A 14,712-nucleotide genomic window follows, 5' to 3' on the forward strand; every position below is an offset into this window, starting at 1 on the left:
GCCCGCCGACACGGGCGACGACGCCTCGGTGGCGGCGCTCGCCGCGGAGGCGGTCCGCGCGCTCGGCGGCGTGGACATCCTCGTCAACGCCGCCGCCACGCCCAGCCCGGGCAGCTTCCCCGAGGACGCCCTGGAGGAGGAGTTCAACGTGAAGGTGCGCGGCTACCTGCGCACCGCGCGGGCCTTCGCGCCGGCCATGGCCGAACGCGGCTGGGGCCGGATCATCAACGTCAGCGGGCTGGCGGCGCGTCAGACCGGTTCGGTGGTCGGCTCGGTGCGCAACGTGGCGGTGGCCGCGCTGAGCAAGAACCTCGCGGACGAACTCGGCCCGCAGGGCGTGAACGTGGTCGTGGTGCACCCCGGCCTGACCCGCACCGAGAAGACCCCGCAGACCCTCGCCACCATGGCGGCGAACCGGGGCGTGAGCGTCGAGGACGTGGAGCGCGCCGCCGCCGCGGGCATCTCGATCGGCCGGCTCGTGACGGCCGAGGAGGTCGCGGACGTCATCACGTTCCTGGCGAGCCCGAAGAGCGTCGCGCTCAACGGCGACCCGGTGGTGGCCGGCGGCGGGGCGCGCGGCCCGATCTTCTACTGACCGTTCGCACGTTCGGGTGATGATCTGATGATCTGTTAGTTCTGATGGTCGATCAGCACGCGCGGGGTCGGCGGGGCCGTTCCTACGGTGGAGCGTGCCTTCGTCTGCCCCGCTGCCCGAGTCCCGTCCCCCCGCCGCCTCCCGCCTGCACGGGCCGGCGGACCCGCCCGCGCCCCGCGAGGACACCGGCCCGGGGCCCCGTAAGGACACCGGCCCGGGAACCGGCCAAGTGGCTGACCGGAACGCTGACCGGAACGCCTCCCGGAGATCCGGGCCGCCGGCCCGAGGTCCGCGACTCGCCGGTCTGGACGGGCTGCGCGCGCTCGCCGTCGCGGCCGTCGTCGCGTACCACGTGGACCCGGACTGGCTGCCCGGTGGCTACCTCGGCGTGGACGTCTTCTTCGGTATCAGCGGCTTCCTGATCACCCATCTGCTCCTGGCCGAGCACCGGCGGGACGGCCGGATCGGGCTCGGCGGGTTCTGGCGGCGCCGCGCGGTCCGGCTGCTGCCCGAGCTGTTGCTGGTGCTGACCGCCTGCGCGGTGGCCGCGCGGCTCACGGCAGGACGCGGGACCGGCATCGGCGACGGCCTGCGCGGCGACACCCTGGCGTCGCTGGCGTTCGTCAACAACTGGTGGCAGATCCACCAAGGCGCCGACTACTTCCACCACTTCGGCAGCCCGCCGCTGCTCCAGCACCTGTGGTCGCTGAGCGTGGAGGAGCAGTTCTACCTGGTCTGGCCGCTGCTGCTGGCCGTCCTCCTGCCGTTCGCGCGCGGCCGCCGCCGGCCGCTGCTGACCGGGACGCTCGCGGTGCTCGCCGCCGGCGGCGCGGCGACGTCGCTGTGGCGGATGCACGCGCTCGGCCCCGGCGCCGCCGGCGGCTCCCGGGCGTACTTCGGCACCGACTCGCACTGCGGCGCGCTCCTCGCGGGCTGCGCCGCCGCGCTGGCCCTGCCCGCGCTGACCCGCTACGCCGCCCGGCTGCCGCACCGCGGCCGGGCCGCGGTGCGCACCGCGCTCGCGGCGCTGGCCGGCTTCGCCGTACTCGGCCCGGGCAACGGCGTGATGTACGGGTGGGGCTTCGCGGTGGTCGCGCTGGCCACCACGGTGGTGTGCGCGGGCTGCGCGCTCGACGCGCAGCCGCGGCTGCTGGACACCGCACCGCTGCGGCTGCTCGGCCGGCACTCCTACGGGCTCTACCTGTGGCACTGGCCGGTCGTCGTGACCGCGAACGCCCTGTGGCCCGACACCTCCACGGCCGTACGCGCGGTGGAACTCCTCGCGCCGCTGCTCCTCGCCGCCGCCGGCCAGCGGCTGGTGCAGCGGCCGATCGCCGCGGCCCTGCGCCGTCGGCCGGACCGTACGGCGACGCGCGGCGAGACGGCCCGGCACGGCGAGACCGCAACACGTGGCGAGACGCCCGGGCACGGCGAGACCGCAACGCACGGCGAGACGGCCCGGCACGGCGAGACCGCAACACGCGGCGAGACCGCAACGCACGGCGGGACAGCCGGGCACGGCGGCACGGCCGGGCGGGACACGACGGTTCCGCGGGCCGGCGGGGCGCTTCCGCGGGACGAGAAGGCGCGGCGAGGGCAGGCAGCGGCCGGACCGCTCCCGGCACCGGCCACCTTGCTGCGACGCGCGCACCGTACGGTTCCGCGGGCCCGGGTGGTCAGGCGGCACCCGGCACTGGCGGTGGTGGTCGGCGCGGTCGCGCTCGCGGCGGCCGCGGTGCTGGTCAGTCCGGCGTCGGCGCCCAGCGCCCTGCAGAGCCAGTTGCAGGCCGGGGCGAAGTACGAGGCGACGCTCGCCGGGAAGGGCGGCGGGGACGCCCACTTGGCCGCGCCCCACGGCTCGTCCGATACGGCGGCGGACCCGGCGTCTCCCCCGGCCCCGGTGCCCGCGCCTCCCGCCGACCCGGGCTCGTCGGCGCCGGCCGAGCGGTCCCCCTCCGCGGCTCCCTCCCTCGCGCCCGGCACGGTCGACGGCAGCGACATCACCATGATCGGCGACTCGATCACGCTGGGCTCCGCGCAGGATCTGCACCGGGTGCTGCCCGGCATCCAGCTCTACGCCCAGGTCGGGCGGATGATGGAGGACGCCCCCGACATCTGCGCGCAGCTCCTGGCCCAGCACCGGCTGCGCGGCACCGTCGTGCTGGCGCTCGGCACCAACGCGACGTTCAGCACGCAGGACGTGGACCACGTCCGCGCCGTGGTCGGCGACCGCCGGATCGTACTGACCACCGTACGCGGGCCGTTCCCGTGGCAGGACAGCGTCAACAGCGCGGTGCGCGACTACCACGCCGACCACCCCGAAGTGCTCCTGGACGACTGGTACTCCACCGTCGCCACCCATCTGGGCCTGCTGTGGATCGACCACGTCCACCCGCGCGGCGGCGCCGGCACCACGCTGTTCGCGACCAGCCTCGCCGACACCCTGACCGCCGGCGACTCCTGACGGCGACATGCTGGGGCGGGTGCGGGTGCGGGTCAGTGCAGGCAGATGCCCAGCACGCAGGGCGGCTTGCCGGACGGGGTGGTGGGGGGCGCGGAAGTCGGGGTGCCGGTGGGCGACGCGGACTGCGGTGCGGACGTACCGGTGCTGGGGGTGGTGACGCTGCCGGAGGCCGTGGTGCCCGCTGCCCGGGGTGTGGCGGGGGCGGAGGAGGCGGAGGTGCCGGGGCCTGCGGCGGGCGGGCGGCCGGCCGAGGTGCGGGGGTGCCCGGTGGAGGGGCTGCGGGGCGGCGCGCTGGAGGCGGGCGCGGCGGCGCCCGGCGCCGAAGTGCCGTGCGGCGAGGGGTCGTCCGGGACGGACGCGGCGGGCGGGGTCGAGGAGGAGCCGGCGGATATGACCGCCGCGGCTATGCCGCCCCCGACGAGTGCGAACGCGGCGACGACCGCGGCGCGGCGGCGGTTTCTGCGGCGCCGCTCGTCGAGCGGTTCCGGACCGGTGCCCGGGGCCGGCCGCGGGCCGGCGCCGGACGTGCGGGCCGGGGAGGTCGCGGAGACCTCGGGCGCTCCAGCCGGGTCGGGCCGCTCCGGGGGCAGCGCCACCTTGGCCGAGGGCGGGCCGGCCGGGGAGGCGTCGGCGGAAGGCGCGTCCGGGCGCGGCGCCGTCGGCTCCGCGGTGGCGGACCCGCGTGACGCCGGGGGCGGTTCGCGGTCGCGGTCGTATGGCGTCTCGGGCGCTGACGTCTCGGGTGCCTCGGGGACGGCCGGGATCGACACCGTCGGCGCCTCGGGGGCGGGCGCGCCGTCCGGCTCCGCCGCGAGGTCGTCCACGGGTTCGCCGTCCTCGGGCGGCAGGTCGGCCGGTGCCCGCCCGGCCGGGCCGCGCGGGTCGATGTCGGGCGCGTAGGCACCGCAACCCGGGCACATGAAGGCGCCGTTGAGGGTACGCCGGCAGGTCGAGCAGTAGTCCATCCGCGGGTCGTCCGCGTCGTCCGCCGCACGACCCGGACGAGTCGCCGGTGTGCTCATTGGCCCCGCTCCTCTCTCCGGGCTCCCGTTTCCCATGGGCCGCAAGGCTAGTTCACCGCGAGCCGTGCTCCGGGGGCGGGGCGGATGCCCGCCCCCGGCGCTTCCCGTCCAGTTGGGGCGGCGCGGCCCGAACACCGAGCGGGGTGCGGAGAGTTGGCGCCGTCGCCGCGCGGTCACGGGGAGGCGTCGCCGGCCCGCGTCGGGCTCGTCCGGTCGCCGGTCTCCGCCGTACGGAGGGCGTCCGGCGCCTGGTCCGGGAGGTCCGGCTCGTCCTGGTCGTCCGGCGGGTCCGGGAGGTTCCGGCCGAGGCGGGCGAGCGGGGAGCAGGCGAAGTACAGCGGGGAGAGGGTCATCGCGGCGGCGGTCGCCAGCAGCGCGGCGCGCAGCCCGTAGCGGGCGGCGAGACCGCCACCGGTCAGGGAGCCGAACGGGCCCAGGCCCATGCCGACGACGTTGATGGTCGCGACCACGCGGCCCTGGAGCCGTAGCGGTGTGACGGCCTGCCGGACGGCGGTGGTGGTCACGTTGACGAGCTGGCTGAAGGCGCCGTAGACGAAGTTGATCGCCATGAGGGCGCCGAGGGTGGCGGCGCCGGAGCCGTGGAGCGCGGGCACGCAGAGCATCGCGCCGTCGGCGAGCGCGGCCGCGCCGACGAGCACCACGCCGTATCCGATCCTGGCCGGCAGCCGGGCGGACAGCGCGGAGCCCACCAGCGCGCCCGGGCCGGTCGCCGCGAGCACCAGGCCGACCGCGCCGCCCGACAGGTGCAGCGCGCGCGGCAGGAACAGCAGGTACACGGTCATCAGGGCGGCGAAGGAGAACTGGAAGAGGCCCGACGCCGTGCCCACGGCCCGCAGCGCGGGGTCGCCGGCGACGAGCCGCAGTCCGTCGCGGATCTGCCACCACAGGCCGGCCGCGGGCTCGGACACCGGCTCGGACGTCGGTTCGGACCCGGGTACGGGCACGGACGCGGGCACGGATACGGATACGGGCTTGGCCCGCGCTGGTCGCGGCTCGGGGCGCCGGATGCGGCGGATCGACAGGGCGGACAGCGCGAAGAAGAACACGCAGCCCGCGACCGCGACCGGAGCGGACAGCAGCGACACCAGCCCGCCGCCGAGCGCGGGCCCGCCGATCTGGGCGGCGGACCGGCTGCCCTCCAGCGCGCTGTTGCCCTCGGTGAGCCGGTCGCGCGGCACCAGCCGTACGAGCGTGGCCTGGTACGCCACGTCGAAGCACGCCGACAGGGACCCGGTGAGGAACGCGACGACGAGCAGCAGCGGAAGGCCGAGGCCGCCGAAGAGGTACGCCAGCGGGACCGCGGCCAGTACCGCGGCGCGGCCGAGGTCGGCGAGGACCATGAACCGGCGGGACCGCCGGCGGTCCACCCACACGCCGATCAGCAGCGAGAAGAGCAGGATCGGCGCCTGCTCGACGGCACGCAGGGCGCCGAGCCGGCCGGGGCCCGAGTGGAGTGCCACCACGGCGAGGAGCGGCAGGATCGTCCGGCCGGCCTGCTCGCCGAGTTGGGAAGCGGTCTCGCCCGCCCAGAACCTGCGGAAGTCGGCGTCCCGCCAGAGGGAGGAACGCGAAGAGCGGGAGGAACGGGGAGAGGGTGTCCCAACTGCGGTCGGCACGAGTGCCCCTTGGGTAGCGGAGAGCGGCGCCGGCTCCGGGGCGCGCGGGTGCGGCCCGCCGGGAACCGGGCAGGGAAAGGCTCGCTGTGCCGCTCTTCGACTTCAGGGGCAGCACGCGATGACGGGTCGGATACGACCTACGGCGTCAGCGCGCGCTTCGGTGACCGGGCACCTCAACTCTCCTTCGTGGACGACCGGCTCATCGTAGCGGCGGGCCTTCCGCCCGGCGCGGGCATTTTCTGCTCCGCCCGGGCACGTCCGCTCGGCGCGGGCTTTTTCCGCCCCGGGCGGGTCGGTCCGCCGCGGCCGGGCGCGGCGGACCGAGGATGCGCCCCATGGTCACCAAGAACTTCGCCGCCGCGTTCATCACGTTCTTCTCCGTCGTGGGGCCGCCCAAGGTGCTGCTGTCGTTCGCGCACCTGGCGCGGGTGCACGACCGGAGGCGGCTGCGGCTGATCGCACTGCTGTCGTCGGCGGTGGCGGTCGCGGTGGGCGCGCTCGCCGGGTTCACCGCGCCCTGGCTGCTGGAGCTGTTCCACATCTCCCCGCCCGCGCTCCAGTTGGCCGGCGGCGCGATCTTCTTCATCTACGCGATCAGCCTCGTGCTCGGCGTGCAACTCGGCCCCGACGGGCCGCAGGAGGACCACCCCGACGTGGTGAGCGGGCTCAGGGCGCTGCTGATGCCGTTCGTGGTGAGCCCGCTGGCGCTCACCGCGATCCTCATCGAGGCGTCCGAGCGCGACTCGTGGACCTGGCGCGGCACCGTCGTCGGCGCGTACGACACCGTGATCGTGCTCGACCTCGCCTGCGTGATCGTGCTCGCGCCGCTCCTGCGCCGGACCCACCACACCATCACCGAACTCCTCAGCCGCCTGCTCGGCCTGCTGCTCGCCGCGGTCGGCGTCGACGTGATGCTCGACGGCCTGTCGGCGCTCGGCGTCCCCGGGTTGGGCCGCGGCGGACACTGATCCCGCGGGTCCGCGGGGGTCCGCGGGGCTCCGTCGGCGTCGGCGGGGACCCTGCCCAGCCGCTCGACGGCGCCCTGCCTCACTCGATGGAGTCAAGTGCCGGGACGATGGTGGCGAACGCCTGGGCGGTCAGTTCGGCGGGGTCCTGAGCGCCGTCGCTGTCGCTCCACCGCCGCAGCACGGTGTCGAAAGCGGTGAGCGCCATCCCGGCAGCCAGCCGCGGGTACAGATCGGTGTCGGGATCGAGCCCCAGGCGCTGCGCCAACTCCGCCGCCAAGTCGTCGCGCCACTGGTCCTGGCGCTCCAGGAAGCGTGCGCGCAGGGCGGGGGTGCGCAGGATCAGCTGAACCACGCGCAGTGCCCTGTCGAAATGGTCGGCGCAGGCGGCCACGGGGACCCAGACCGTGTGCCGCAGGGCCACGGAGGGCCGCTCGTCGATGGGGCGAGACGCCAGCTCCGCGCGCATGCCGCTGCCCATGTCGGCCAGGAACCGGACGACCACGTCTTCCTTGGAGGCGAAGTACCGGAAGAACGTTCGCTTGGACACGCCGGCGGTGGCCGCGATCTCGTCGATGGTGACCGCGTCGAACCCCTTCAACGCCAGTAGTCGCAGCGCCGCTTCGCTCAGCTCGTCGGAGACGAGCTGGCGCTTGCGCTGGGCCATGGTGACTTCAGGGCGGGAGTTCACCGTCCGATCCTATCGCCACGCCATCCATGACACCCGGTACCTTCTTGACACCGAGTGCCATAGAAGGCAGCGTGTGCCGTATGAGGAAGAACCAGCGCTGGACCGCCCACCAGATCCCGGACCAGGCCAAGCGGGTGTTCGTCGTCACCGGTGCCAACAGCGGCCTCGGCCTGGCGACCGCCCGGGCACTCGCCCGCAAGGGCGGGCACGTGATCCTCGCGGTGCGCGACGAGGCGAAAGGCCGCCTGGCCGCCGCGGAGATCACCGCTGAGCAGCCTGACGCCACCCTTGAGGTGCGCCGCCTCGACCTGGCCGATCTCGATTCGGTCCGAGCATTCGCCGATCGGCTACGCGGCGATCACCCGCGGCTGGACGTGCTCGTCAACAACGCCGGAGTGATGGCGCCGCCCCGCTCACTGAGCGCCCAAGGCCACGAGTTGCAGTTCGCCAGCAACCACCTCGGCCACTTCGCGCTCACCGGTCTGCTGCTCGACCTGCTGACCGAGGGCGACGACCCCCGCGTGGTCACGGTGAGTTCGACCAACCACCGGCAGGGGCACCTCCACGTCGACGACCTCTCCGGCGAGCGCACGTACTCGCCCATGGGGTTCTACAACCAGTCGAAGTTCGCCAACGCCGTCTTCGGACGGGAACTCCACCGGAGGCTCGCCGCGGCCGGCAGCCCGGTGCGCAGCCTGCTCGCCCACCCCGGCTACACCTCCACCAACCTCCAGACGAGTGCGCCCGTCAACAGGGTGAAGGTGTTGTTCGGCCACGTCCTCGCCCCGCTTGCCCAGCCCCCGGACCGGGGTGCGCTGCCCCAGCTGTACGCGGCCACCGCCCCGGACGTGAAAGGCGGCGAGTTCATCGGGCCGGACGGCTTCGCCGAGTTGCGCGGCGGCCCGACACGAGTGCGGTTGTCCCCCGCGGCAGCCGATCCCCGGACCGGCCGCCGTCTGTGGGAACTGTCGGAGCGGCTCACCGACGTACGGTTCCTGTTTCCGACCTGCTGACTGACGATCGCGTCGGCGAGATCGAAGAAGGCGTCGACGACGATGTCCCGGCGCTCGTATGGGGTGACGGCTCCCCCCTTGCTCCCGCAGCCGCTCGTGCTACTCCTGCCGTTCCTGTTGTTCCTGCTGCTCCTGCTGTTCCTGGGCGAGCAGGTCGAAGGCTTGCGCGCCGTCGAGGGATTCGCGGATGAGGTCGGCGTGGCCGGCGTGGCGAGCCTGCTCCTCGATCAGGTGGAGCAGAATCCAACGGGCGCTGCGCTTGCCGTCCTTGGGGAACCAGGGGGCCTCGGGCAGCGCGACGAGCACGTCGAGGGTGGGGAGTTCGGCGATGGCCGCGCGGGTCGCGTGGCCCACCGCGTCGAGCTCGGCGAGGACGCCGGCCAGGGTCTCGCCGGGCAGCAGCTGGAACTCCGCCTGCCAGTCGGCGGCCGGGCCGGGGCCGGCCTGCGGGCGGCCCATCAGGATGACCTGGACCCAGTTGTGCTCGCAGTGTGCCGCGTGTTTGACCAGGCCGCCGAGCGCCATCGCGCTCGCGCTGGGGTGCGCGGCGGCCTGCTCGTCGGTCAGCCCGCGGACCGCGCGGCGCAGCCCGCCGCGCTGCGCGTCCAGGAAGGCCAGCAGTGCGTCCCGCTCGTCGGTCTCCGCGTTCACCAGGCTCGGCATGGGGTTCCCTTCGGTCCGTCTCCGGTGCCGTTCGTCTTGACACTCTCGACCCTAGGAGCCGATGCGGTCAGGTACGGTCCGCGATCGCCCGCGGGTCAGCGGGGGCGACGCGGGCGGGGGAAATCGCCGTCGAGGACGCGGGGGGCGATGCCGCCAAGACCCGTATCCCGGTCGGCGCACCGGTCGCCGTCGCCGACGTCAGCCGCATCGGCAGCAGCCTGGGCTACAGGAGCCAGTGGCGAGACGAGCGAGCCGTAACCAGTGGCGGCCCAGACGCTCTCGCCCGCGGCTCAGCGCGGGCGACGCGGGCGGGGAAAGTCGCCGCCGAGGACGCGGGGGGCGATGCCGCCAAGACCCGTATCCCGGTCGACGGACCGGTCGCCGTCCCCGGCGTCAGCCGCATCGGCAGCGGCCCGGGCTACAGGAGCCAGTGGCGAGACGAGCGAGCCGTAACCAGTGGCGGCCCAGACGCTCTCGCCCGCGGCTCAGCGGGGGCGACGCGGGCGGGGAAAGTCGCCGTCGAGGACGCGGGGGGCGATGCCGCCAAGACCCGTATCCCGGTCGACGGACCGGTCGCAATCGCCGGCGTCAGCCGCATCGGCGGCAGCCCGGGCTACAGGAGCCGGTGGCGGGACGAGCGAGCCGTAACCAGTGGCGGCCCAGACGCTCTCGCCCGCGGGCACCTCGAAGTACGGGACGCGGCGGCCGTCGGTGGCGGTGTCGGTGAGCACCTCCGGGGCGCGGTGCTGCTCGACGGCCGTGGCGCACTCCGCGCAGGCGGCGACCCGCAGCGTGTCGCGGCGGCCGAGCGGCCGCCAGACGAGGCGGCGGGCGGCCCGGCCGTGCAGCGGGTCGAAGAAGCAGAGCGGTAGTGCGTCGAAGCGGCCGTCGAACGCGTCGCGGCCCTCGGTGACCAGGGCGAGCACGCCCGCGAGGTCGGGGATGCCACGGGCGCCGTCCAGCACCTTGCCGGCGGCCGCGTAGGCGTCGAGCGCGCGGGCGAGGCCGGGCCGGGAACCGGCGTCGGCGTCCTCGACCGCCTCGCCGAGCGCGATCACCTCGGCCTCGGCGCGGCGCCGGAGCGCGGCCTCGTCGGCGACCTCCTCGGCCGCGAACACCTCCCGCGGGAAGGCGAACGGCGAGGCGCGGCGGGCCATGGAGCGTCGCCGCAGCAGCCAACCGGCTCCGCCGCCCAGCACCACGACGGCGGCCACGACGAGCAGCCACACCACCGCGCCCGGCCCGGAACCGGCCGAACCACCCTTGCCGTGCTCGGCCTTCGCCGTGGTCGGGGGGCCACCGATGTCGGCGGTGGCCTGGTCGTACGCCTTCTTGCCGTCGCCGCTCGCGATCAGGTCGATGGCCTTCGCGACACGGTCGGCGAGGCCCGCGCTCTTCATGTCGTCCATCAGGCCGACCGCACTGGCCGCGTCCATGACCTGATGCGTGTCGTCGGGCCACTCCTGGCCGGTCAGCGTGTCGCCGAACTCGCCGTCCATGGTGATCAGGATGAGGTTGCCCATCCCCAGCCGGTCGTGCAGCACCCCCTGGAGCACCGTGGAGTCGCCGTCGAACGCGTCGCCCTTCACCAGGGGTACCAGCGCCACCTTGATCGGCAGGTGCGTCCTGCCGATCCGCGCGACCAGTTGCTTCTGCCGCGCGGGCGGCACCGCGCCCGCGTACGCCGGGTCGACGTACACCGGGGAGGCTTTCAGCGCGTCCGCGATCCGCTGCCCCGCCGTGCCCCCGGTGGCGGGCGCGCCGAGCCGGACCGGCGCGTGGACCTGTGATCGCGCCTGTGCCTGCGACTGCGCCTGAGTCCGGGCCGGCGCCTGCGCGGCACCGGCGGGCGCCGCGGCCACGAACAGCCCGCACAGGGTCGACAGCCCTGCCAGCAGGGCGAGTACGGCGCCCCGAACCGTCCCGTGGAGTGCGGGCGACGGCAGCACGGGGGGATGGTGGCTACTGGACATGGGTGTACTCCCTCGTGCCGGCGATCAGCCGGGCGATCCCGTCGCGTGCGGTGGGCAACGGACCCGGGGCTTCCTCGTACGGCCGCCAACTCCCGTGCGGGCCGGGCAGGAAGAGCCGTCGGCGGTCGAGCGCGTCCGGCCCGCGGGACGCGGCGGCGCGGCAGCCGTCGCAGCGGCGGCCGGCGCGGGCGGCGGCGCGCCGGGCGGACGGGACGCGGTCGCTCGGCCCGGCGGCGTCGGTGGCCGCGCCGCCGGTGGCCGCGGCGCCGTGCAGCGGGTTGACGGCGCAGCAGTGCAAGTACGGACGTCCGGCGAGCGCCGCCAGGCCCGCCTGCGCGAGCACCGTCGCGGCGGCCGACTCCGCGGCCCGCGCGCCCGCGTCGCGTCCGTCGCCGTCATGACCGTCGCCCCCACGACCGTCGCCGTCACCGTCGTGGTCGCCGAGGAGCAGCATCGCCGTGTCGAGGCAGTCCCAGGCGGTGTCGCGGTGCGGGGCGTCCGGGGCGGCGGCCGCGAACCGCGTTGCCAGGGCGTCCGTTTCGCGCCGGGCGGCCTGCGCAAGGTAGGCGGTCGAGGCCCGCGAGGGCGGCTCGGCGACCGCCGCACGACGGGGCCCGCGCCGCGCGCGCCGTCGGAGCGCGGCGCCCGTGCCGGTGCCCGCGGCGGTGAGGCCGACCAGGACGGCCGCGCCGAACGCGCCGACGAACAGCCCCGGGAAGAAGTCGCCGTGGAAGAGCCCCGGCAGCTTGTGGGCGGAGACCGCCTCGGGGGGCTGGTCCGGGCCGGAGGACGGATCGGCGGCGGCGTGCGGGACCTTGGCGATGTACGCCATGAGCTGGTCCAGGCGGTCGCCGAGGTGGTTGTCGTCGGAGGCGTCGTCCGAGCGGTCGTAGGCGATGGCCATCGGCAGGTCGAGGGTGAGGCGGAGGTCGTCGAGCGGGAGGCCGTAGTCGTAGACGTCGATGTCGCCGCTGAGCGGGTCCGCGACGACGTAGAGTCCGCCGCTGCCCTTGCCGGCGTCGGTGCCGGGGGCGCCGCCGCCGTCGGCCGCGAGGCGGGCGTGCAACGCGGTCACGAACGCCTCGGAGTCGCCGGCCGACTCGTCGTCCGGCAGTTGGGGCACCACGGCGAGCCGGATCGGCCCGGTGCGGAACGCGGCGATCTTGCGGCGGAGTTCGGCGAGCCGGGCCGCGTCGAGCACCTGCGGACTCTCCGGGTCGGTGTAGACGGCGCCCTGCCGCAGGCCGGCCGCGACCCGGTCCACCCGGGCGGTGAGGTCGGCGCGGGTCGGCGGCGAGGCGGCGCTGTCGGTGGTCTGGTCGAAGAGCTGGGGCGCCAGGAGCACGATGCCGAGGACCAGCAGCAGCGCGGCGGCCGACTCAGGCAGCAGCGCCCGGACGCGCCCGCCGCGCACCGTACGGTCCTCGGCGCCGCGGCTGTCCTTGGCGCCCTTGGCGCCCTTGCGCGTGGACCGGCCGGCGGGCTTGCCGGGGGGACGGCCGCCCTTGGCGAGGGTGACGCCCGCGCCACCGCCACCACCTACGCCACCACCCGCACCACCGCCACCGACCGCTCCCCTGGCACGCGTACGACGCCGGCGGGCCCGTAGGAACCAGCCGATCAGCAGCACGGACAGCGGGAGGCAGGTCAGCGCGATGCCGGTGAGGAAGGACTGGTTGGCGCGGTCGGTGCTGTCGATGTAGTCGGGGGCGACCTCGCGGCCGGTGTTGCCGTACTTCTTCTCCAACTGGTCGGCGCGGTGCGCGGCCCGCGCCGGGCCGGAGGCGATCGCCTCGGTGAACACGCGGAAGGAGCGCAGCGGCCCCGCGTCGTACGGCAGCGCGTACAGCGCGATGGTCCGTGCGTCGTCGGCGGGGGCGCGGACGCCGAACGCCTTGGCGGCGGCGACGCCCATGTCGTCCACCTCGACGTAGAGCCCGTCGCGGCCGAGCCGGTCGTGGACGGTGCCCAGCAGGGCGTCGCCGGAGCCGCCGTGGTCGGGCAGGACCAGGACGTACGTCGGCACGCCGGTCGTCTTCGCCAGCGCCGCGAAGGCGGGGGCGGTGGACCGCGGGACGACGCGCGGCAGTTGGTCGGTGACGTACACCGGGTCGGCGCGCAGCGCGGCGGCGAGCCGGACGGACTGCGACACGGGCGGCGCCGCGCTGCCCTCGTCCGATCCCGTGCCGGACCCGGAACCGCTGTCCGGTGCCGCGCTGGCGCCGCCGGCACCGCACAGGAGCAGCAGCACGCCGAGGACGGCCAGGATCAGCGCGGCTGCCCGCGTCGGCGCGCCCCCGCGCGGCGATCGGCGCGCGTCCGCTCCGCTCGTGTCCCCCATGGCCGTCTCCCCGTCGTGCCTGTACCCACCCACGACTGTAGTTCCCGGCACCGACAGCGCCCCGCCGGGCCGCGCGACCGTCCCGCCACCCCTCCCCGACGCCCCGCCGCCACCCGGCTCGCGGCCCGCCGCGCCGCCCCCAGCCCGCACTCGCCATGCACCCGCCAATCCTCGGACGTTCAGGGCGAGTTGGCCGACGCGTGCTGGTGCGGGTGATACCGGTGGGGCTAGGGTCATGGCTGCCCGAGCCCGCCACAGGACTGCGCACGTGGCCGGGGTCGGTCCGCCGAGCCGCGCTCCGACCACCTTGGGGGTTCCTGTGACCGCAACCGCACTGCGCCGCCGCGCGACCGCGCTGCTGATCGCCACCGCCGCAGCCACCGCGCTGGGTTCCGCGACCGCGCACGCCGACGACTCGCCCGGCGGGTGGGTGGCGGCGGGCAGTTCGACGGTGAACTCGCTCACCGGCGGCGAGGGCATCGCCAGCCGGGCGGACGGCTCGCTGCTCACCCGGGGCCTGGGCTCGGTGCCGCTGCGGCTGCGGGTCCAGGGCTGGAACCACGTCGGCGACCCGGACATCGCGAACGGCTACGTCTTCGACGCCTACCAGGGCGGCGACGACGCCACCTCCAAGCTCTTCGAGGTCACCACGCCGGGCGGCCAGTCGTACGACTACACCCACCCGCTGGACTCCGGCGAGGCGCTCAACAACTCCTTCGCCGCGGTCTCCCCCGACGCCCAGTGGCTGGTGGAGGGCGAGTGGAACACCGAGACCCGGTTGCAGGTCTTCCCCGCACCGCTGACCAACCCGTCCACGCCGAGCACCGGCGGCACCCTCGCCCAGGCCGGGCAGATCACCCTCGACCGCAGCGTCTCGGACATCCAGGGCTGCGACTTCGTCTCCGCGACCCGGCTGGTCTGCGCCTCCGACGACGCCACGAAGGACGTCCTCCAGGTCGACCTGCCGCACGCGCTGGACGGCACCCCGGTCACCGGGCAGGTCAGCACGCTCTTCCAGATCCCGCAGAGCAGCATCTGCTCGGGCACCTTCGAGGCCGAGGGCGTCGACTACGACCCGTCCGCCAAGCTGCTGCGGGTGGAGATCGTGCCGCCGAGCGTGTGCGAGGTCGCCACCACGATCTACGCCTACCGGCCGACGACCGGCTGACCTGATCATCGGCTGACCGGCGGGCGATCCGGCCGACCCGCGGGCCGTTCGCCCCTACCCGAGCCGCAGGTGCCGGGCCGGATCGAGGAGTACGCGGCCGCCGATCTCGATGCTGCCGTCGGCGCCGGGCGCCCAGAGGATAAGGGCCCCCCGCGCCACCCAGACGGTCAGGGCCCGTTG

General features: G+C 75.2%; 11 protein-coding genes. 5 read left to right on the forward strand and 6 right to left on the reverse strand.

Features of this window, described 5'->3' with window-relative positions; genetic code table 11:
• Together AB0399_RS38180 and AB0399_RS38185 are read left to right on the forward strand one after the other, a co-directional pair.
• Positions 1-595, forward strand: a 595-nt coding sequence (locus AB0399_RS38180; RefSeq protein ID WP_366414410.1) for an SDR family oxidoreductase, incomplete at its 5' end; no start/stop codon positions are given.
• A 229-nt stretch (positions 596-824) separates the two neighbouring features.
• Complete coding sequence (locus AB0399_RS38185; protein ID WP_366414411.1) at positions 825-3,059, forward strand: acyltransferase family protein; 2,235 nt, start codon at positions 825-827, stop codon at positions 3,057-3,059.
• Between the two features lie 32 nt (positions 3,060-3,091).
• On the opposite strand, the gene AB0399_RS38190 is transcribed toward AB0399_RS38185, so the two are convergent.
• A complete protein-coding gene (locus AB0399_RS38190) occupies positions 3,092-4,081 on the reverse strand; it encodes a hypothetical protein (protein ID WP_366414412.1) in 990 nt (329 codons plus the stop codon).
• A 173-nt stretch (positions 4,082-4,254) separates the two neighbouring features.
• Positions 4,255-5,718 (reverse strand): MFS transporter, encoded by a 1,464-nt coding sequence (locus AB0399_RS38195; RefSeq protein WP_366414413.1) that lies wholly within the window; start codon positions 5,716-5,718, stop codon positions 4,255-4,257.
• A 335-nt stretch (positions 5,719-6,053) separates the two neighbouring features.
• On the opposite strand from AB0399_RS38195, the gene AB0399_RS38200 reads away from it, so the two are divergent.
• The gene (locus AB0399_RS38200; RefSeq protein ID WP_329362821.1) at positions 6,054-6,686 is read left to right on the forward strand and encodes a MarC family protein; all 633 of its coding nucleotides are present in this window, start codon (positions 6,054-6,056) and stop codon (positions 6,684-6,686) included.
• 79 nt (positions 6,687-6,765) lie between these two features.
• Here the strand turns inward: AB0399_RS38200 and AB0399_RS38205 are convergent, their stop codons facing one another.
• Complete coding sequence (locus AB0399_RS38205) at positions 6,766-7,350, reverse strand: TetR family transcriptional regulator (protein WP_329373721.1); 585 nt, start codon at positions 7,348-7,350, stop codon at positions 6,766-6,768.
• Between the two features lie 104 nt (positions 7,351-7,454).
• Here AB0399_RS38205 and AB0399_RS38210 point away from each other — a divergent pair, with 104 nt between their 5' ends.
• Positions 7,455-8,387 (forward strand): oxidoreductase, encoded by a 933-nt coding sequence (locus AB0399_RS38210; protein ID WP_366414414.1) that lies wholly within the window; start codon positions 7,455-7,457, stop codon positions 8,385-8,387.
• A 99-nt stretch (positions 8,388-8,486) separates the two neighbouring features.
• Here the strand turns inward: AB0399_RS38210 and AB0399_RS38215 are convergent, their stop codons facing one another.
• The 3 genes from AB0399_RS38215 to AB0399_RS38225 all read right to left on the reverse strand — a co-directional run bounded on the left by AB0399_RS38215 (position 8,487) and on the right by AB0399_RS38225 (position 13,364).
• Complete coding sequence (locus AB0399_RS38215; RefSeq protein ID WP_366414415.1) at positions 8,487-9,050, reverse strand: DinB family protein; 564 nt, start codon at positions 9,048-9,050, stop codon at positions 8,487-8,489.
• Positions 9,051-9,535: 485 nt separating this feature from the next.
• Positions 9,536-11,023 (reverse strand): hypothetical protein, encoded by a 1,488-nt coding sequence (locus AB0399_RS38220; protein WP_366414416.1) that lies wholly within the window; start codon positions 11,021-11,023, stop codon positions 9,536-9,538.
• Positions 11,013-13,364: a hypothetical protein gene (locus tag AB0399_RS38225; protein ID WP_366414417.1), complete on the reverse strand. Its 2,352-nt coding sequence runs from the start codon at positions 13,362-13,364 to the stop codon at positions 11,013-11,015. The genes AB0399_RS38220 and AB0399_RS38225 overlap by 11 nt, the downstream gene beginning before the upstream one ends.
• 385 nt (positions 13,365-13,749) lie before the next feature.
• Between AB0399_RS38225 and AB0399_RS38230 the strand changes: the two genes are divergently transcribed.
• A complete protein-coding gene (locus tag AB0399_RS38230) occupies positions 13,750-14,532 on the forward strand; it encodes a hypothetical protein (protein ID WP_329373723.1) in 783 nt (260 codons plus the stop codon).
• Positions 14,533-14,712: the final 180 nt, after the last annotated feature.

This window comes from Streptomyces sp. NPDC088194 (genome assembly GCF_040702025.1).
In the GTDB taxonomy this organism is placed as follows: Bacteria; Actinomycetota; Actinomycetes; order Streptomycetales; family Streptomycetaceae; genus Actinacidiphila.